The 19,469-nt window shown below is 65.2% G+C and carries 20 protein-coding genes; 12 read left to right on the plus strand and 8 right to left on the minus strand.

Annotated features, from left to right (window positions below; genetic code table 11):
• Window positions 1–422 precede the first annotated feature (422 nt).
• The 12 genes from JQ604_RS29480 to JQ604_RS29535 all read left to right on the plus strand — a co-directional run bounded on the left by JQ604_RS29480 (window position 423) and on the right by JQ604_RS29535 (window position 11,888).
• Window positions 423–599 (plus strand): hypothetical protein, encoded by a 177-nt coding sequence (locus JQ604_RS29480; RefSeq protein WP_212364203.1) that lies wholly within the window; start codon window positions 423–425, stop codon window positions 597–599.
• Between the two features lie 134 nt (window positions 600–733).
• Window positions 734–1,453: a sulfite exporter TauE/SafE family protein gene (locus tag JQ604_RS29485; protein WP_212364204.1), complete on the plus strand. Its 720-nt coding sequence runs from the start codon at window positions 734–736 to the stop codon at window positions 1,451–1,453.
• Between the two features lie 111 nt (window positions 1,454–1,564).
• The gene (locus tag JQ604_RS29490) at window positions 1,565–2,230 is read left to right on the plus strand and encodes an HAD family hydrolase (protein WP_349631156.1); all 666 of its coding nucleotides are present in this window, start codon (window positions 1,565–1,567) and stop codon (window positions 2,228–2,230) included.
• Window positions 2,231–2,375: 145 nt separating this feature from the next.
• A complete protein-coding gene (locus tag JQ604_RS29495; RefSeq protein WP_212364206.1) occupies window positions 2,376–3,260 on the plus strand; it encodes a prohibitin family protein in 885 nt (294 codons plus the stop codon).
• Window positions 3,261–3,331: 71 nt separating this feature from the next.
• Complete coding sequence (locus tag JQ604_RS29500; RefSeq protein WP_212364207.1) at window positions 3,332–3,739, plus strand: hypothetical protein; 408 nt, start codon at window positions 3,332–3,334, stop codon at window positions 3,737–3,739.
• A gap of 135 nt (window positions 3,740–3,874) precedes the next feature.
• Complete coding sequence (locus JQ604_RS29505) at window positions 3,875–4,339, plus strand: hypothetical protein (RefSeq protein ID WP_212364208.1); 465 nt, start codon at window positions 3,875–3,877, stop codon at window positions 4,337–4,339.
• Window positions 4,340–4,405: 66 nt separating this feature from the next.
• A complete protein-coding gene (gene radA, locus JQ604_RS29510; protein WP_212364209.1) occupies window positions 4,406–5,863 on the plus strand; it encodes a DNA repair protein RadA in 1,458 nt (485 codons plus the stop codon).
• 155 nt (window positions 5,864–6,018) lie between these two features.
• Window positions 6,019–6,648, plus strand: a complete 630-nt coding sequence (locus JQ604_RS29515) for a CvpA family protein (RefSeq protein WP_212364210.1) — start codon at window positions 6,019–6,021, stop codon at window positions 6,646–6,648.
• 64 nt (window positions 6,649–6,712) lie between these two features.
• Window positions 6,713–8,209, plus strand: a complete 1,497-nt coding sequence (gene purF / locus JQ604_RS29520; RefSeq protein WP_249158872.1) for an amidophosphoribosyltransferase — start codon at window positions 6,713–6,715, stop codon at window positions 8,207–8,209.
• A 139-nt stretch (window positions 8,210–8,348) separates the two neighbouring features.
• Window positions 8,349–9,089 (plus strand): SDR family NAD(P)-dependent oxidoreductase, encoded by a 741-nt coding sequence (locus JQ604_RS29525; protein WP_212364212.1) that lies wholly within the window; start codon window positions 8,349–8,351, stop codon window positions 9,087–9,089.
• Between the two features lie 244 nt (window positions 9,090–9,333).
• Complete coding sequence (locus tag JQ604_RS29530; protein WP_212364213.1) at window positions 9,334–10,470, plus strand: hypothetical protein; 1,137 nt, start codon at window positions 9,334–9,336, stop codon at window positions 10,468–10,470.
• Window positions 10,471–10,652: 182 nt separating this feature from the next.
• Window positions 10,653–11,888 (plus strand): ABC transporter substrate-binding protein, encoded by a 1,236-nt coding sequence (locus JQ604_RS29535; protein WP_212364214.1) that lies wholly within the window; start codon window positions 10,653–10,655, stop codon window positions 11,886–11,888.
• A gap of 167 nt (window positions 11,889–12,055) precedes the next feature.
• Here JQ604_RS29535 and JQ604_RS29540 read toward each other — a convergent pair whose 3' ends face one another.
• The 8 genes from JQ604_RS29540 to JQ604_RS29575 form a co-directional block, all read right to left on the minus strand.
• A complete protein-coding gene (locus tag JQ604_RS29540) occupies window positions 12,056–12,625 on the minus strand; it encodes a DUF2147 domain-containing protein (RefSeq protein ID WP_433996296.1) in 570 nt (189 codons plus the stop codon).
• Between the two features lie 28 nt (window positions 12,626–12,653).
• Complete coding sequence (locus JQ604_RS29545) at window positions 12,654–13,316, minus strand: DUF3313 domain-containing protein (RefSeq protein ID WP_212364215.1); 663 nt, start codon at window positions 13,314–13,316, stop codon at window positions 12,654–12,656.
• A 229-nt stretch (window positions 13,317–13,545) separates the two neighbouring features.
• A complete protein-coding gene (locus JQ604_RS29550; RefSeq protein ID WP_212364216.1) occupies window positions 13,546–14,220 on the minus strand; it encodes a TetR/AcrR family transcriptional regulator in 675 nt (224 codons plus the stop codon).
• A gap of 173 nt (window positions 14,221–14,393) precedes the next feature.
• Window positions 14,394–15,065 carry an outer membrane protein gene (locus JQ604_RS29555; RefSeq protein ID WP_212364217.1) on the minus strand — a complete coding sequence of 224 codons (672 nt, stop codon included), beginning with the start codon at window positions 15,063–15,065 and terminating at the stop codon, window positions 14,394–14,396.
• Between the two features lie 235 nt (window positions 15,066–15,300).
• Window positions 15,301–16,545 (minus strand): TCR/Tet family MFS transporter, encoded by a 1,245-nt coding sequence (locus JQ604_RS29560; RefSeq protein WP_212364218.1) that lies wholly within the window; start codon window positions 16,543–16,545, stop codon window positions 15,301–15,303.
• The gene (der, locus tag JQ604_RS29565; protein WP_212364219.1) at window positions 16,542–17,921 is read right to left on the minus strand and encodes a ribosome biogenesis GTPase Der; all 1,380 of its coding nucleotides are present in this window, start codon (window positions 17,919–17,921) and stop codon (window positions 16,542–16,544) included. The genes JQ604_RS29560 and der overlap by 4 nt, the downstream gene beginning before the upstream one ends.
• A gap of 250 nt (window positions 17,922–18,171) precedes the next feature.
• A complete protein-coding gene (locus JQ604_RS29570; RefSeq protein ID WP_212364220.1) occupies window positions 18,172–18,741 on the minus strand; it encodes a hypothetical protein in 570 nt (189 codons plus the stop codon).
• 35 nt (window positions 18,742–18,776) lie between these two features.
• Window positions 18,777–19,430 carry a tetratricopeptide repeat protein gene (locus JQ604_RS29575; protein ID WP_212364221.1) on the minus strand — a complete coding sequence of 218 codons (654 nt, stop codon included), beginning with the start codon at window positions 19,428–19,430 and terminating at the stop codon, window positions 18,777–18,779.
• Window positions 19,431–19,469: the final 39 nt, after the last annotated feature.

Here is a 19,469-nt window from a genome sequence, read left to right on the forward strand (position 1 = left end):
CGGCTTATACGTGCTCGCCCTGGTGAGACTCTGCTTTTGTGCCACCATCATCCGCGATCGGCTTTGGACCTCTCGCGAACTTGCCACCAACATCGGGGCGGCAGGCCCACACGACTTCACCGTCCGCCTTGCGCACACACGCCTATTGCACGCTCGGCGGCCACCGCATCTCCACCCACGTTCGTGGCGTTCGCGAGCGCCCCTCGTGTCGGGTGAGACGGGGAATATTAGACATCTGATTTGGGTCTCCCGTCAAGCATTATTTATCATAATCAGAACTTCTGTTTATGCAGTCCAGCCATGCAGAGCGAAGGAGCCGACACCACTCCGATTTGTTCCAATCGTTGCTGGCCGGACACAGCCAGTGGTGGCGCGGATCGCTAGGCTGTACCCGATTTTGATTTGGCGTTTTGGGGCACTCCATGAAGACATTGCTTGCAGGCATTGCAGCAGCCATTGCTGCGCTCGCCGTCAGCACAGCCGGCGCCTCCGCCGCCATCGCCCAGCTCAACCATAACGAACACATCTGCCAGGACGTCGACATGGTGACGGTGCGGCTCAACTACCGTTTTGGCGGACCGGTCGTCGCGAAGTATTGAGTGTGCGCTCCATCCCCTCATGGTGAGGAGGCGCTCTTGCGCCGTCTCGAACCATGAGGCCATAGTGGGGCCTCGTCCTTCGAGACGCGCGTTCCGCGCTCCTCAGGATGAGGGTCGATAGCAGCAGAGCGCCTTTGGGCTACATCTTCGTCCTCGCCGTCGGCCTGCTCGCCGGCACCATCTCCGGCATCGTCGGCACCGGGTCGTCGATCATGCTGATGCCGGTGCTGGTCTATCAGTTCGGGCCGAAACAGGCGGTGCCGATCATGGCGGTCGCGGCCGTGATGGCGAACTTCTCGCGCATCCTGGCGTGGTGGCGCGAGGTCGACTGGCGCGCCTGCGCGGCCTATTCGGTCACCGGCATTCCGGCCGCCGCGCTCGGAGCGCGCACGCTGCTGGCGCTGCCCGCGCATGCCGTCGACATTTCGATCGGCCTGTTTTTGATTGCGATGGTGCCGGTGCGGCACTGGCTGGCGCGGCATGACCTGAAAGCGAACCTCTACCATCTCGCGATCGGCGGCGCCGTGATCGGCTATCTCACCGGTATCGTGGTCTCGACCGGTCCGCTCAGCGTGCCGCTGTTCCTGTTCTACGGCCTCAGCAAGGGCGCCTTCCTCGCCACCGAAGCTGCGAGCTCGCTCGGGCTGTATCTGAGCAAATCCGTGACGTTCGAACGGTTCGGCGCGCTGACATCAGATGTCGCGCTGAAGGGATTGATCGCCGGCTCATCGCTGATGGCCGGCGCCTTCATCGCAAAGCGGTTCGTGCTGCATCTGAAGCCCGAGATGTTTCGCCTGCTGATGGACGGCATCATGCTGGCTGCCGGCGTGTCGATGCTGATCAACGCGTTCTGATCGTCCTCCCTGAGACATTCTGCAACAGAAAGTGTTGCGCGTGAGCGGCGAGCGCGCCCATTTCGCAGCGAGGCCCTGATAGGGTGCCGCCGATTCTGATCGGGGCAAGCAGTGGGCGCATTGATTTTCGATTTCGACGGCGTGATCGCCGACAGCGAGGCGATCGCGAATACCGTGCTGGCAGAGACCGTCACCGATCTCGGCCACGCCACCACGCTCGACCAGGCTCTCGCCCGCTATTGCGGCAAACGCTGGGGCGACGTGATCGCCGAGATCGAACGGGCCATCGGCAAATCTGTGCCGGATGATTTCTCCGGCGCGCTCAAGCAGGCCACGCTGGAGCGCTTCCGCACCGATCTGCAAGAGGTCAGCGGCGCCGGTGCTTTCATCCGCCGCTTCGCCCACATCCCACGCTGCATCGCCTCCTCCAGTTCGATCGACCGCTTGCAGCTCTGCCTGTCGATCCTGGGGCTGGAGGCTGAATTCGAGGGGCGCGTCTTCAGCGCCGACATGGTGGCGCGCGGCAAGCCGCATCCCGACATTTTTCTGCTCGCCGCCGAACGACTGGGCGCGAAACCCGGCGCATGCCTGGTGATCGAGGACAGCGCGGGCGGCATCAAGGCCGCCACAGCGGCCGGCATGACGACGATCGGCCTGTGCGCGGCGAGCCACATCCGCGACGGCCATGACGCCGTGCTCCGTGACGCCGGCGCGGTGCACCTGGCGAACTCCTGGGCGGAGGTCGAGCGCCTCGCCCGGCAGTTCTTCACAGCCTGAGCCTCACGCAGTCGCCTGTGATCTCCTGAACCAGCCCTGAACCAATCCACCATTCGGCGACACGAAGTGACATCGGTCACAGCGCGATTGCGCGCGGGTGCGGATGATCGCCCGCGAAATTGGTCATTGGCTTCAGGAGAATTTCATGAATCGGGGAATTATTGCAGCGGCCGCGATCGGCCTCGTCGTGATCGCAGGAATTCTGGGCAGCTGGTACACGGTCGATCAGACCGAGCGCGGCGTGCTGCTGCGCTATGGCGCCGTGGTCGGCGTCGCGCAGCCGGGCCTGGGCTTCAAGCTGCCGCTGGTCGACAGCGTCGAGAAGGTCAGCGTCAAGACCGCGACCTATGCCTGGGACAAGATGAATTCCTATTCCTACGACCAGCAGCCGGCGGACCTGAAGATCAGCGTCACGCTGCGCGCGGCGCCGGAGAAGGTCGGCGATCTCTACGCCAAGTTCGGCCGGCTCGACACCGCGGTAAATCAGGTGGTCAGCCCGGTCGTGAACCAGCAGGTCAAGGTCGTGTTCGGCCGCTACACCGCGGTGAAAGCGATCCAGGAGCGCGGCGCACTCAACGCATCGATCAAGGACGCGATCACGGAGACGCTGAAATACGATCCGATGATCATCATCGAGAGCGTGCAGCTGGAGAATATCGAGTTCAGCCAGAACTATCTGCACTCGATCGAGCAGCGCATGCTGGCCGAGGTCGAGGTGCAGCGGCTGCAGCAGAACGCCGAGCGCGAGAAGGTGCAGGCCCAGATCACGGTGACGCAGGCGACCGCGAAGGCCAATGCGATCCGCGCCGAGGCGCAAGCCCAGGCCGACGCCACCCGCCTCGCCGGTGAAGCCAAGGCCTCCAACATCAAGATCACAGGCGAAGCCGAAGCCGCCGCCATCGCAGCCCGCGGCAAGGCGCTCGGCGACAACCCGAACCTCGTCACCCTGGTGCAGGCCGAGCGCTGGAACGGCGCGCTGCCGACCACGATGGTGCCGGGCTCGACGGTGCCGTTCGTCACGGTGAAGTAATCGACGCCCCCACCAAACGCGGCGCCCGGGATCATCGTCCCGGGCGCCGATGCTCATCTCGGAGCCAACGCATGCGCACCCCCCTCATGATCGCCGCCGGCTTCGTTCTCGTCACGTCGCAGCCGATGCATGCCGCGCAGTCGTTCGACGGGTTGTGGGCCGCAACGAAGCAGGATTGCCGCGACAAGGAAGGCGCCGACAGCAAGACGATGATCGATCTCGAAAACGTCATCAACGGCAAGCCCGCACCGCTGGTCGATCAGTACGAAAACCACTGCCGCGTCGACCGCAAGATTCCGGCTGGCGATGGCCTCGTGCTCTCAACCACCTGCTTTGAGTTCTGGGACGACTACAAGAAGAACGCCAACGGGAGGAAGGTGACGATCAAGCTCGCGCCGGGCGCCGGCGGCACGATCAAGATCGACGGCAAGCCCTATTTGCTGTGCAAGCGCAAGGACCAATTGCCGACCGCGCGGTGAGAGACGGTTCGAAGGGCGTAGTTTCTCAAGCTGCGAGTTGATACAATTGTATCACGCGGCTATGCAACCCGGGCAGAGACCACGGTGCATCCACCGCGGTGGGGAAATGCACCTCCAGCAACGAGCGGCTCGAACATGCAATGCATCGAACTCTCGCTGTTGGCGGACTACTTCCAGTTCTACCTTCAGGATGAATCTGCGGCCGGCGATCTTTCCGACGCCTGGACGCAGGAAGCCACGGACCGTTTGCTCGCGATCGCGCCGGGCACGGTCGGAATTGGCACTGTGCGGAATATGCATGTTCCGGTGTCGGTTCAGATTCTCGACCATGAGCCGGAAGATGATTCCACCCGCTGGGATCACGTGGTCGAGGCCAGCCTCGACGTCGCATCGGGGCGGATCGTGATCGCGGGATGTACCGACTACTTCCCCGATGCCAAACGCATCGATGTTCCCATCGGGACCTATAGGGTGCGAGCCTCGTACGGCGCACTTGATTCGCTCTCGGCGGACGGACTGCAGGGAAACGACCATTACAGGCTGCAGCTATGGCCAGCGCCTGAAATTGCGGTTCGCGTCGTCAAGCAGCGCGCGGTATAGGCGGCCAGACCGAACGTTGCCGTCGCACAATTCGTGCTATGGAAAGAAAGCGGAATCGATCACTCCATGGCCAAATCCACCCTCTCCTTTGTCTGCCAGAATTGCGGCGCGTCGTATAATCGCTGGCAGGGCAAGTGCGAGTCCTGCGGTGAGTGGAACACGCTCGCGGAAGAAGACACGACCGGCAGCGTGCCGGTGTCGATCCGCAGCAAGCGCAAGGGGCGCACGTTTGCGCTGGAGAGCCTGACGGGGAAGACCCAGGACGCGCCGCGGGTGTCGTCGGGGATGGCGGAGCTCGACCGCGTCACCGGCGGCGGGTTCGTGCGCGGCTCGGTGCTGCTGGTCGGCGGTGATCCCGGGATCGGCAAGTCGACGCTGCTGACGCAGGCGACCTCGATGATGGCGCGCGCGGGGCATCGCGTGGTCTATATCTCCGGCGAAGAAGCGGTGGCGCAGGTGCGGCTGCGCGCCGAGCGGCTCGGCCTTGCGGATGCGCCGGTGCAATTGGCGTCCGAGACCTCGGTCGAGGACATCGTCTCGACGCTGTCGGAAGGCGCCACACCGCGGCTGATCGTGATCGATTCGATCCAGACCATGTGGACCGACACGGTGGAATCCGCGCCCGGCACGGTCACGCAGGTCCGCGCCTCCGCACAGGCGCTTATTCGCTTTGCCAAGAAGACCGGCTCGGCGATCATCCTGGTCGGACATGTGACGAAGGACGGCCAGATCGCGGGTCCCCGCGTGGTCGAGCACATGGTCGACGCGGTGCTGTCGTTCGAGGGCGAAGGCTCGCAGCAGTTCCGCATCCTGCGCTCGGTGAAGAACCGCTTTGGCGCCACCGACGAGATCGGCGTATTCGAGATGACGGGGCTGGGCCTGCGCGAGGTCACCAATCCGTCCGAACTGTTCCTGTCGGAGCGTGATCTCGGCAGCCCCGGCACGGCCGTGTTCGCGGGCATCGAGGGCACGCGGCCGGTGCTGGTCGAGCTGCAGGCGCTGGTGGCGCAGACCTCGCTCGGCACGCCGCGGCGCGCGGTGGTCGGCTGGGATCCGAGCCGGCTGTCGATGGTGCTGGCGGTGCTCGAGGCCCATTGCGGGGTGAAACTCTCCGGCTACGACGTCTATCTGAACGTTGCCGGCGGCCTGCGCATCCAGGAACCGGCGGCCGATATCGCCGCGGCCGCAGCGCTGGTGTCCTCGCTGGTGAACGCGCCGCTGCCGACGGATGCGGTCTATTTCGGCGAGATTTCGCTCTCAGGGGCGGTCCGTCCCGTGGCGCAGACCGCGGGCCGGCTGAAGGAGGCCGCCAAGCTCGGTTTCGGGCGCGCGATTCTGCCCGAATCGGCCCGTGGCGAGGCCGGCGGCGACGCCGGATTGACGCTCAACAGCGTCGGTAATCTGACCACGCTGGTCGCCGAAATCGCCGCACGCGGCACCCCGAGAGGCGGGCGAGAGGCCCCCCGCGACCAGGAGCCGGAGAAAAATGCCACACCGGCCCGATTCCGTCGCGAAAATGGCTAAACCGACGTGACCTGCCCCGCCCCCGCCGCTATACATCGCCGCGCGCGGGACAGGGAATTTCCGGCCTTGCCGGAAGCGTCATCTGCCCGTCTCCTAGGACGGCACCGACATGCCGATTCGAGCCAGACGAACGTACCAGCGGACCTGACCAGCCGATGCCTGTAACGATACTCGATCTCGTCCTGCTCGGTGTGATGCTGATCTCCGGGCTGCTTGCGATGGTTCGCGGCTTCATGCGCGAGATCCTCTCGATCGCGGCCTGGGGCGCCGCCGCCCTCGTCACTCTGTATGCTTTCGCAAAGCTGCTGCCGACCGCGAAAACTTACGTCAATAACGACACGCTCGCGGCCGTGGTCGTGGTCGCCGGCACCTTTATCGGGACCCTGATCGTGGTCTCCGTGATCACGGTCCGGATCTCCGACATGATCCTGGATTCGCGGATCGGCGCGCTCGACCGCACGCTGGGCTTCCTGTTCGGCCTCGCCCGTGGCCTCCTGATCGTGGTCGTCGCCTTCCTGTTCTTCACTTGGCTGGTTCCGGACAAGCAGCGTCCGGACTGGGTCACCGGCGCCAAATCCCGTATGGTCCTGCAGGGAACCGGGGATTGGCTAATGTCGCTCTTGCCCGACGACCCCGAGAACACCATCTTAAAGAAATTCAAAAAGAATAAGCCGGAGGACGATTCTGCCGACGCCGATCAGGCGACGCCGGCGTCGGGTGACGGCTATAGTAAACCTGCGCGTGACAGCTTGAAAAAGCTGATCGAGAAACCCGCGGGCCGCTAACTCCTTTGGGCCCTAACGAGAGGCGATGAACGAGATGCAGACCCTTTCCGATCACGCCGACCAGATGGATTTCGACCTCGGCCCGATCGATAAGCAGGACGATCTCAGATATCACCCCGATCTCGATGGCGACACGCTGCGTGAGGAATGCGGCGTGTTCGGCGTCTATGGCCATCCCGAGGCCGCCGCGATCACCGCGCTCGGCCTCCACGCCCTGCAGCATCGCGGCCAGGAAGCCGCGGGCATCGTCTCCTTCGACGGCAGCCGCTTCCACTCCGAGCGGCGCCTCGGCCTCGTCGGCGACGCCTTCTCCCGCCGCGAGGTGATCGAGCGCCTGCCCGGCAACGCCTCCGTCGGCCATGTCCGCTACTCCACGACAGGCGGCACCATCCTGCGCAACGTGCAGCCGCTGTTCGCCGAGCTCAGCGCCGGCGGTTTCGCGGTCGGCCACAACGGCAACCTCACCAACGGCCTCACGCTCCGCCGTGAACTGGTGAAGGGCGGCGCGATGATGCAGTCGACCACCGACACCGAGGTGATCCTGCATCTGGTCGCGCAGTCCAAGCGCTCGCGCTTCGTCGACCGCTTCATCGAGGCGCTGCGCGCGATCGAGGGCGCCTATGCGCTGGTCGCACTCACCAACAAGAAGCTGATCGGCGCGCGCGATCCGCTCGGCATCCGACCGCTGGTGCTCGGCGATCTCGACGGCCGCCCGATCCTGACCTCGGAGACCTGCGCGCTCGACATGATCGGCGCCCGCTATGTCCGCGACATCGAGCCCGGCGAGATCATCGTGTTCGACGAGGCCGGCGCGCACAGCCACAAGCCGTTCCCACCGAAGCCGCCGCGGCCCTGCATCTTCGAATACATCTATTTCGCCCGGCCTGACTCCATCGTCGGCGGCCGCTCGGTCTATGACGTCCGCAAGGCCTTCGGCGCCCAGCTCGCGCGCGAGAGCCATCCGGAGGTCGACGTCGTGGTGCCGGTGCCGGACTCCGGCGTGCCCGCAGCCGTCGGCTACAGCCAGTTCTCCGGCGTGCCGTTCGAGCTCGGCATTATCCGCAACCACTATGTCGGCCGCACCTTCATCCAGCCGACCCAGAGCGTGCGCGAGCTCGGCGTGCGCATGAAGCATTCAGCCAACCGCGCCGCGATCGAAGGCAAGCGCATCATCCTGATCGACGACTCGCTGGTGCGCGGCACCACCTCGAAGAAGATCGTGCGCATGATGCGCGACGCCGGCGCCCGCGAGGTGCATTTCCGGCTCGCCTCGCCGCCGATCCTGTATCCTGACTATTACGGCATCGATCTGCCGGACCGCGGCGGCCTGCTGGCCGCGACCCAGACGCTCGAGGAGATGCGCGAGACCATCGGCGCCGACTCGCTCGCCTTCCTGTCGATCGACGGCATGTACCGCGCCATGGGCTATCCCGGCCGCGACCCGGCCAACCCGAAATTCTCCGATCACTGCTTCACCGGCGTCTATCCGACCCACCTCACCGACCAAAGCGAGGTCGAACCGCAGCCCCGGCAGCTGTCGCTGCTGGCGGAGGCGAGCTGAGCAGTACTTGACCCTGGGCGCTTCGGACGCCCGTTTTTCCGTCATGGCCGGGCTTGTCCCGGCCATCCACGTCTGTAAAACCCGCCGCGAAGACGTGGATGCCCGGCACAAGGCCGGGCACGACGAAGGCTAGACTCTCATGACCAAACCCCTCGCCTCCCGTATCGCCCTCGTGACCGGCGCCTCGCGCGGCATCGGCTATGCCACCGCGGTCGCGCTCGCCAAAGCCGGCGCGCATGTCGTGGCCCTCGCGCGCACGCAAGGCGGGCTGGAAGAGCTCGACGACGAGATCCGCAAAGCCGGCGGCAGCGCCACGCTGGTGCCGCTCTCACTCACCGATTACGAGGGCATCGCGCGGCTTGGGCTGGCGCTGCACGAGCGCCACGGCAAGCTCGACATCCTCGTCGGCAATGCCGGCGCGCCCGGCCCGTCCTCGCCGCTCGGCCATATCGAGCTGAAGCCGTGGAACGACGTGATGGCGGTCAACGTCACCGCCAACTTCCAGCTGATCCGCTGCATGGACCCGTTGCTTCGCGTCTCCGACGCCGGCCGCGCGGTGTTCGTGACCTCGGGCGCCGCCCACAAGGCCAACGCCTATCTCGGCCCCTACGCCGCCTCCAAGGCCGCCATGGAAGCGCTGGTGCGCTCCTGGGCCCACGAGACCGCGAATACGAAAATGCGCGTCAATCTGTTCAGCCCCGGCCCGATCCGCACCCGCATGCGCGCCGCGGTATTTCCCGGCGAGGACCCGATGACGCTGGACACACCCGACATGGCCGCCGAATTCATCGTGCCGATGTGCCAGCCGGAATGGACCGAGACCGGCAAGCTCTACGACTACAAGGCGCGCGCGCTGAAGAGCTTCCAGCCGCCGGCGTGAGGGGCGCGCGGTGGACGACACGTCCTCCCGTGTCATCCCCGCGAAAGCGGGGATCCAGTACGCCGCGGCTTCTCGATTCAATCGCGATCGCCTCTGGAATACTGGATCCCCGCTTTCGCGGGGATGACAACCCTATTTGTTGCGCCGATCTTGCCTTGCCCACGCGATTGACTCGGTCGCCTCCTCGCGATTGACTACCTCCCAAGCGGCAACACGCCCAAGAAAAATCACGGGGAGGCAAGCAATGACGCCGACGCTCAATCGTGCGCGCTTCAAACTGTCCGGACTTCTCTCCGCCTGCATCGCATCCGCCGCGCTTCTCGCCCTGCCCGTGCCGGCGCAGGCCGGCGACGTGCCGACCTTTGCGGTCGATCCGTCCTGGCCAAAGCCGCTGCCGAACAACTGGATCCTGGGCCAGGTCGGCGGCATCACGGTAGATTGGCAGGGCCACATCTGGATCATTCATCGGCCGCGCTCGCTGACCGATGACGAGAAAGGCGCGAGCCTCGATCCGCCGCGCTCGAAGTGCTGCGTGTCGGCGCCGCCGGTGCTTGAATTCGACTCGGAGGGTAATCTGCTACGCTCATGGGGCGGGCCCGGCGCCGGCTACAAATGGGTCGGCCGCGAGCACGGCATCGAGGTCGACGAGCGCGGTTTTGTCTGGGTCGGCGGCAATGCCGACAATGACAATGCGATCCTGAAATTCACGCTCGATGGAAAATACGTCTCGCAGATCGGCACGATCGCGCCGAGCAAGGGATCGAACGACACCACGCAACTCGGCAAGCCCGCGGAGACCGCGATCGACAAGGCGGCCGACGAGATCTACGTCGCCGACGGCTACGGCAATCGCCGCGTCATCGTGTTCGACGCTTCGAGCGGCGCCTACAAGCGGCACTGGGGCGCCTACGGCAACAAGCCCGACGATGCCAAGCAGCCGCCCTACGATCCCAAGGCGCCGGTCTCGCAGCAATTCGCCAATCCCGTGCATTGCGTGAAGCTCGCCAATGACGGGCTGGTTTATGTCTGTGACCGCATCAACAACCGCATCCAGGTGTTCAAGAAGGACGGGACGTTCGTGAAGGAGTTCTTCTTCGAGAAGAACACGCTCGGCAACGGCGCGGTGTGGGATATCGCGATCTGGCCCGATCCGAAACAGACCTATTTGCTCAGCGCCGACGGCGAGAACAACGAGATCCGCATCATCAAGCGTGACGACGGTACGGTGGTCGGCAGTTTTGGCCGCAACGGCCGCAATGCCGGGCAATTCCACTGGGTGCACGCGATGGCCGTGGACGCGAGGGGTAACGTTTATACCGCCGAGGTCGATACCGGTAAGCGCATCCAGAAATTCCAGCTGACCTCGGACGCGCTGAAATAGACACCCGTTTTTCCACGGGATTGCCCTGCCCAAAAGTTAATCCGGATGACGCTTCGACGCAGCGCCATCCGGCTTTTGACGCATTGCCGTCTGTCCCGGGACAGGCTAATCGGGTTCCCATGCGCCGGAATGAATGCTCCGCAAGAGAGCCGTCCGGAGTTTTGACAGTGGAGGAGATTTTCATGACAACGACGCTTACGCGGCGCACTGCCGCGCTTTTGGCTTGCGCCGCTTTCGGCCTCGCAACGCCCGCACTCGCCCAGGACAAGACGGTCAGGATCGGCGTGCTCAACGACATGTCGAGCCTGTACGCCGACATCGGCGGCCCCAATTCGGTCGCCGCGGTCAAGATGGCGATCGAAGACTCCGGCCTTCCCGCCAAGGGCTGGAAGATCGACGTGCTCAGCGGCGATCACCAGAACAAGCCCGACATCGGCGTCAACATCGCGCGGCAATGGATCGACAATGAGAAGGTCGACGTGATCTCGGATACGCCGAGCTCCGGCGTTGCGCTCGCCGTGAACAATCTGGTCAAGGAAAAGAACTCGGTCCTGCTCAACTCGGGTGCTGCGACCGCCGACCTCACCGGCAAGGCCTGCACGCCAAACACGATCTCCTATACCTACGACACCTACATGCTCGCCAACGGCACCGGCAAGGCGCTGACCAAGGCCGGCGGCGACAGCTGGTTCTTCCTCACCGCCGACTATGCCTTCGGCCATGCGCTGGAGCGCGACACGTCGGCGGTCGTCACCGCGAATGGCGGCAAGGTGCTCGGCGGCGTCAAGCATCCGCTCAACTCGTCGGACTTCTCGTCGTTCCTGCTGCAGGCGCAGTCGTCCAAGGCCAAGGTGATCGGCCTTGCGAACGCCGGCGGCGACACCACCAATGCGATCAAGCAGGCAGCCGAATTCGGCATCGTCGCCGGCGGCCAGAAGCTCGCGGCGCTCCTGCTCTTCATCACCGACGTGCATTCGCTCGGCCTGAAGACCGCGCATGGCCTGACCTTCACCGAATCCTTCTACTGGGATCTCAACGACAAGACCCGCGAATGGTCGAAGCGCTTCCAGAAGGTGTCGCCGAAGAACGCGATGCCGTCGATGACGGTGGCCGGCCTTTACGCCGGCGTGCTGCATTATCTGAAGGCGATGGAAGCGCTCGGCGGCAATCCGCATGACGGCGCCAAGGTCGTCGCCAAGATGAAGGAAATTCCGACCGACGATCCGCTGTTCGGCAAGGGCCCCCTGCGGGCCGATGGCCGCCGCATCATCCCGGCCTATCTGTTCGAGGTGAAGAAGCCGGAAGAGTCCAAGTATCCGTGGGACTATTACAAGCTCGTCGCCACCATCGCGCCGGAAGACGCCGCCAAGCCGATCGAATCCAGCGAGTGCCCGCTGGTGAAGAAGCAGACGCAGTAAAATTGTAGAAACGTAGTTGATGCGTAGGGTGGGCTAAGGCGCCCTTGCGCCGTGCCCACCTTTCGCGACGTGCTCGTGATGGTGGGCACGCTTCCGCCTTCGCTCGTTGAGCTACGGCGTGACGGGGTCGCTTTGCCCACCCTACGCGACTGCTACGCCGCACATCATCACTTCGCTGCGGCCTTTGTCTTCACGGGCGTCGGCACCACCGCCCATTCCTTGTCGGCGCGCGGGCCGTTGACGTCGCCGGTCAGGCCGACCAGTTGTCCGGGCTGGACATCGAGCGTCTGCGTCCAGGTCTGGGTCTGGCACAGAAACCTGATCAGGCAACCCTTCAGCTTCAGGCGATCGGACGAGTCACGCCACAGTGAGACCGCATAGGATTTGCCGTCCTCGGCATTGTAGATCTCGCCGTCGAACCGTCCCTCCGGCGCAGGCTTCAGCCCCATGATCAATTGATGGCCGAGCAGCGGGCGTGAGCGCTTTTCGGGATCGGGATTAAGTTCGTCGCGCAGCGGCCGGCCGCGTGAATCATCTGATACCTTCATCCAGACGATGAAGCCACAGACGCGCTCGCGAGTCGGGCCGCAGCGCTCGAGCCGGATGCGGGCGCGGCCGTCCTCGACCAGCCAGGTCCCGCTGGGATCCGCCGGGCTTGCCGCCTCCGCGCGGCCGGTCGAGCTCATCAGCACCACGGCGACCACGCCGCGCCAGCACATGCGAACCCAGAAATTCACCTGCAGCACCTTTCTCTGTCCAGCTCGTTCACTTCAATTGCGCCATGAGCGCATCGGCGCCCTTGTCGATGCCTTCGGTCGCAGCGGCGAGCGCGCCGACGGTGGCCTTGATGTCGTAGGCATCGGGATATTGCTTGGTGACGTAGGCGCTGAGCAGCCGCGAGGTCGGGGCATCGAAGATCTCGACGCCATAGATGACCGAACCGGTCATCGTCCCCTCGCCGTCGCGCGCGGCCTGCACGCCGTTGTAGACCGCGCCTGCCAGATCGACGCGCGACAGCGTGCCGATCACCGGCGTGTTGGTGACGGCGCCGGTCAGTGTCAATCGCAGGCGAAGCGTGTTCGGCCCGCGCGCGCTCACCATGGTGAAGCGGGTACGGAGCTTGTCGGTGAAGCGGGCCTGCATGTGGGCGGCGAGCGTCGCCTTGTCCTTCTCCGACATGTCGCCGAACTGGTGATCCCTACCCCGGTAGATCACGACCGGCTCGAGAATGAGCTTGTCGTAGCTGCGCCAGTCCACCGCCGCAGAGTAACGATAAGGCACTCGGCCCGAGGCGTCGGAGGCATCGGGCACCATGGAGGGCGACGACGTCATGCCGGCGTATGGCGCGGGCTTCACTGCGGCGCAGGCCGCCGCAAGCACGCAAAGCGCCAGCACTCCCAGACCGCGCGCGGCGATCGAGCTATCCATTCCAGTCTCCTCAAGGTCCGGCTCAGCGGCACAGTTCGGAGGTCGCAGCCACGCCGGGAACAATCGTGGCTGCGACCTCTCCTGTTGGCCCGGCTCACCGTCCGGCGCCGCCAGGGTCTTGCTTCAAGTGTCGCAACTATAAAACCGACCAGTTGGTTTGTAAAGTAACAAATCGCGGATACTCGTCGCAGCCTCATGGGCAGCGGTTGGAATGACGTGTCGTGGAAATTCAGGCGCCCTTGCGCGCCGCGGAGGATTTGGCGCTGCGCGCGCCGGCCGGCTTCGGCGCGGCCGACTTTGCGACCGCCTTCCCGCTCGACTTCTCAGATGCCTTGCCGGCCTGCTCGATCGCGCTCCATTTGCCGTCGTCGAGCAGCCGCTCGAACAGCCGATCGCGCTCCGCATCCGTGAACACGGAAAGGCCGAACATCGAGTCCAGCAGCAGGCCCCTCGCCGCGGCGCGACGCAACAGCGCGAGCTCGGGATCGCGCGCCTCGGCCTTGATGGCTGCGATCTTCTTGGCGTCGGCATTGCGCGGCAACGCCATCAATTCGGGATTCTCGCTCATCGCCGCCAGCAGCGCGAAGGCGCCGGCCCGCGGCGTCTTGATCGCCTCGCGCAGCGTCGCGATCTGCGCGGCCAATTCCGGCTGCGCCGTGGTGTCGCGCGCCTTGGCGATGAAGCGGTTCGAGAACTCCTCGAAATAGGCCATCTGCTGCTCGAGCAAGGCCTTCAGCACCGCCTCCTTGGTGCGGAACTGGTGCATGACGCCGCCCTTGCTCAGCCCGCATTCGCGCGCGATCGCATCCAGCGTCAGCCGCCCCGGGCCATCGCGCGACACGATGGTGATCGCAGCCTCGAGCGCAGCGCTGCGCGATCGTTCGGAACGGGAGGGATTGTCCATGCAACAAGACTCAAAGAGGTGCGGAATAACCGAGTATACAGAGCGAGGTCCGGGAAGCTCAAGCACCGAACCTCCGTCCGAGAAACGGGGCAAATCACGCAGACGTCAATGACATCGTCCTTCGCCACATTGCTGGAGAACCAGGGACGATCCCTGGCTCTCCAGACTAACGATCAGCGAAACAGATCGAAATGGTAGTTCACGCCGGTGCGCACGGTGTGGAATTTGGCGGCGTTCCAGTCCGGCAGATTGTCGTGCTTGAGATCGACATAGAGATATTCGGCCTTGGCCGACCATTGCGGCGAGAACGCGTATTCGACGCCGCCACCCGCGGTCCAGCCCATCCTGATCTTGCTGATCGCACCATCCTTGAGCTCACCGGTGGCAAGGCCCGCGGTCCCGTAGAGCAGCAGGCGCGAGTCCAGCAGCGCAACGCCGGCACGCGCGCGGCCGGTTGTCAGCCACGGCATCTTCACCGCGGCGCTGTCGACGGCGTCATGGTTCGACAGCCCGGTGGCGTCGAGATCGTTCTCGATGCCGACCACGAACATCGGCGAGAGCTGGTAATTGTAGCCCGCCTGCAGGCCGCCGAGCCCGCCCTTGACCTTGCCGCCGCTGGTACCCAGCAGATTGTTGAAGGCGTTGTCGCCGCTGGTGCCCCAGCCGGCATGGACGCCGCCATAGAGGCCGGTCCAGGAGAACGCAGGCTGCGGCGAGGTATAGGCCGGCGCCTTGTATTGGGGCGCCAGATCCGCGGCGCGCGCGGCGCCGGATGCCAGCGTCGAACTCAAGGCCGCCACCAGGGCGGTTACGGAAATCACATCAAGCGTCGCGGCCTTGCTCATCTGGTCCTCACTCCTCGGCGGCCGGATGGGCCGCACTGATCCAACCCGCATCGGGTTGCCTTCTATACAAACCAACCGGATGGTTTGTAAATAGGAGAAGTTGGACGCCCCGGGAAGAGGTCTGTGCGATGTCGCGAGATGCGTAGGGTGGGCAAAGGCGCGCTTGCGCCGTGCCCACCATGCACGGCGTGCTCGTGATGGTGGGCACGCTTACGCTTTGCCCACCCTACGATTTCTATGATTTCTGTGATGTCGCGCGCCATGCGACCAGCAGCGCCAGCACCAGCAGTGCCGCAGCGAGCAGGAACGGCGCGCCCGGCAATTTCACCGGCACATTGTCGCCGATGAAATACGCGAAGGTCAGCGTGAACAGAAACGGGCCCGCCATCTGCGCGATGCTGTTGACGCTGTTGGTCGCGCCCTGCAGCTGGCCCTGCTGATCGGGGGCCACGAGCTGCGTCGATAGCGCCTGGATCGCAGCACCCGCGACGCCCCACAGCGCCATCACGGGAATGCCGGTCCAGAACAGCGGCCCGGTTGGGGCTGCGCCATAGATGAAGAAGCCGAGCGCGCCGCAGCCAAGCCCCAGCAGCAGCGCGCGGCGCTCGCCGAGACGCTTGACGATCGGCCCGACGCCTCCGCCCTGCACCACCATTGCGCAAACCCCGACCAGCGCCAGCGTCAGACCGACGGTTTTCGTATCCCAGCCATATCGATAGGTGGCGTAGAGCACGAAGGTGGACGGCAGCACGACATGCGCGAGCTGGCCGAAGAAGTTCGCCAGCGACAGCCCGGCGAGAATCCGGTTGGAGCGCAGCAGATTGAGCGCGCCGAGCGGGCTGGCCGCCTTCCAGCGGAACGGCGCGCGCCGCTCGGGCGGCAGCGACTCCGGCAGGATCAGCCAGCCGTAAAGCGCATTGGCAAAGCTGAGCCCCGCCGCGATCCAGAACGGCAGCCGCGGATCCATGCCGCCGAGCAGGCCACCGACCGCGGGGCCGAGAATGAAGCCGGCGCCGAACGCCGCACCGATCTTGCCGAAGGTCGACGCGCGCCGCTCCGGCGGCGTCACGTCGGCGATGTAGGCGAACGCGGTCGAGATGCTCGCCGAGGTGATGCCGGAGATCACCCGGCCGACGAACAGCCAGAGCAGCGACGGCGCCAGCGCCATCAGCACGTAATCCAGCGCCAGTCCGAAATTCGACAGCAGCACCACCGGCCGCCGGCCGAAACGATCGGACAGCGCGCCGAGGATCGGCGAGAACAAGAACTGCATCAGCGCCCAGGCGGTGCCGAACAGGCCGAAGATGCGCGCGGCGGTCGCGGTGTCGTTGTCGACAAAGCTTTCGACGAGCTTGGGCAGGATCGGCAGGATCAGGCCGAGCGCGAGCATGTCGAGCAGGATGGTGACGAAGATGAAGGCAGCGGCGCCGCTGCGCACCGGCGGCGCGTCGACAATCTCGTTCGACGCCTCGCCGCTCATGACGGCCGTTTGCGCTTGTGGGCGAAGGGATTGGCCTTTTCGCGCAGCGTGATTCGGATCGGCGTGCCCGGCAGCTCGAATGTCTCGCGCAGCGAGTTGATGAGATAGCGCAGATAGGATTGCGGGATTGCGTCAGCGCGCGAGCAGAACAAGACAAAACTCGGCGGCCGCGCCTTCACCTGGGTGATGTAATTGAGCTTAAGGCGGCGGCCGGACACCGCCGGCGGCGGATTGGCCTGGATCGCCTGCTCGAACCAGCGGTTCAGCGCCGAGGTCGGCAGGCGCCGGTTCCAGAGCGCATAGGCCTCCTGGATCGCGGTCATCAGGCGGTCGATGCCCTCGCCCATCAGGCCGGAGACGGCGACGACGGGCGCGCCCTTGACCTGCGGCAGCCAGTGATCGGCATCGATGCGCAGCTGCGAGATCAGGTTCGGCTTGCGCTCGACGAGATCCCACTTATTGACCGCAAGCACGATGGCGCGGCCCTCGCGCTCGATCAAATCGGCGATGCGCAGGTCCTGCTCCTCGAACTTGTTCTGCGCGTCCATCATCATCACGACGACTTCGGCAAAGCGCACCGCGCGCAGCGCGTCCGCCACCGAGAGCTTTTCCAGCTTCTCCTCGATGCGCGAGCGGCGGCGCAGGCCTGCGGTATCGAACACGCGGAATTGCCGGCCCTGCCAGGTGATCTCGACCGCGATGGAGTCGCGGGTGGTGCCGGCCTCGGGGCTGGTCAGCAGGCGCTCCTCGCCGAGCAGATGGTTGATCAGCGTCGACTTGCCGGCATTGGGCCGGCCGACGATGGCGACGCGGATCGGACGCTGGGCGGCCTCCTCCTCGGAGATCTCCTCGTCGTCGAGCTCTTCCTCATCGTCGACCGGCTCCGGCATCAGCGCGGCCAGTGCATCGTAGAGCTCGCCCATGCCCTCGCCGTGCTCGGCCGAGATCTGCACGGGATCGCCGAGCCCGAGCGCGTAGGATTCCATCGCGCCCAACTCGCCATGCTTGCCCTCGGCCTTGTTGGCGACCAGCACCACGGGCTTGTTGGCGCGGCGGGCGAAATCGGCGAAGGCGCGGTCGTTCGGCGTCAGGCCCATGCGAGCGTCGATCACGAACATCAGGGCATCCGCAAGCTCGATCGCGGTCTCGGTCTGCTCCTGCATCCGCGCGGTCAGCGAGCCCTTGGCGCCTTCGTCGAGGCCGGCGGTGTCGATGATGGTGAAGGCGAGATCGCCGAGCCTGGCTTGCCCCTCGCGGCGGTCGCGCGTGACGCCCGGCTCGTCATCGACGAGGGCGAGCTTTTGCCCGACCAGACGGTTGAACAGCGTCGACTTGCCGACATTGGGCCGGCCGATGATGGCAATGGTGAAAGACATGGATCATCCGGGCGCTACGCCGGCAGCGCGTGTCAAACGAATAGGTGCAACGACTACAGCAGGTGCGCCGGTCGAGGCAAACGAAGTGTATTTTCCCCTCTCCCCGTTCTTACGGGGAGAGGGTTAGGGTGAGGGGCTGTCTCCGCGAACCCAGCATGCAGTGAGTTCGTGGAGACTCCCCCTCACCCGGAATTCAAGCTGCGCTTGAATTCCGACCTCTCCCCGCGAGCGGGGCGAGGTGAAGAGAAGGCTAGCGGGTAAACGAGCCGCTGGGCATCGGCGCCGGGAATGCCGACTGTTGCTGTTGCGTGGTCTGCGATTGCGCGGGCTGCTGAGCCTGTTGCGGATCGGGCGGCGGCGCCGTGGTGCGGCGGCGGACGATCTTCTTCGGCTTCGGCTCCGGCGGCAACGCGGCGGGCGCGCCCTCCTCGGCGGCCGCGGCTTCGCCATCGGGAGCTGCCGCAGGATCGGCAGCGGGGGCTGCGGCGGTCGCGGCCGGCTTGCCCTTGCTCTTGGCGTTCTTCTTGCCCTTGGCGGGCTCCGGCGCCGGCGCGGCAGCGGCCGCATCGACCGGCGGCGGCTGATCGGCCTGATCCTGGCGGGCGCCCTTGTACAGATCCTTCGGCACGCCCTGCTCGAGGCCCGGCACGCCGTCGGGGAAGACAGGCTTGCGGTCGCCCGGCAGCTTCTTCTTGGTGTCCATGAAGTCGAGCAGGTCGCTCGGATCGAAATTGGCCATGCCGCCACCACCGCAGCCCGCCAGCACGCTGCAAAGCGCGAGGAGGACGGTGCCTGCGATCAGTCGTTGCGAGCGGCGCATGGTCGATCTCTCACTCAAAACTCGGGGTCCCGCCACTAACTCTTTGCGACCGGTGGCAGCAAAGCCTGCAAGGCTTCGGCACGCTGTCGGATGCCCGGCGGCGTATCGCCGTCATTGGCGATCACATCGAGCCACTGCCGCGCAGCCGTGGTGTCATTGGCCCGCCAGGCCGACAGCGCCAGCAATTCGCGCGCGGTGTGGCGGAAGGTCGAATCCTTCGCGGTCGCCGGCTCCAGCCGCTGCAGCATGTTCGGATAGGTCGTGGTTTCCATCAGCAGTTGCGCAGCGCGGACGCGCGCCAGATCCTGCTCGGGACCAGGGATGCTGCGATCGGCGGCGATTTCGTCATAGAGCTTGGCGGCTGCCTGCGCATCGCGCGTGGTGACCTCGCCGGCCAGCCTGAGCCGCGCCAGGATGCGGTAGCCGGACGGCGCCTTGGCGACGAGATCGGCAAAGGCGGCCTCCGCCTCGGCATGCTTGTTCTGCTCTGACAGTTCCGCCGCCCGGTCGAAGGCGGCGCCGGCCTCGGCGGCCTTCTTGGCCTCCAGATACTGATAGCCGCGCCAGCCACCGACGCCGGCGACGATCAAAACCGCCAGCGCGATGATCAAAATCGAGTACTTGTCCCACAGCTTCTTGAGCTGTTCGCGACGGACTTCCTCGTCGACTTCATCAAATAATTCAGACACTTAAGCTTATCCCATCCCCTCAGGGCAAAGCGACTCGGG

It is taken from the genome of Bradyrhizobium jicamae (assembly GCF_018130695.1).
In the GTDB taxonomy this organism is placed as follows: domain Bacteria; phylum Pseudomonadota; class Alphaproteobacteria; order Rhizobiales; family Xanthobacteraceae; genus Bradyrhizobium; species Bradyrhizobium jicamae_B.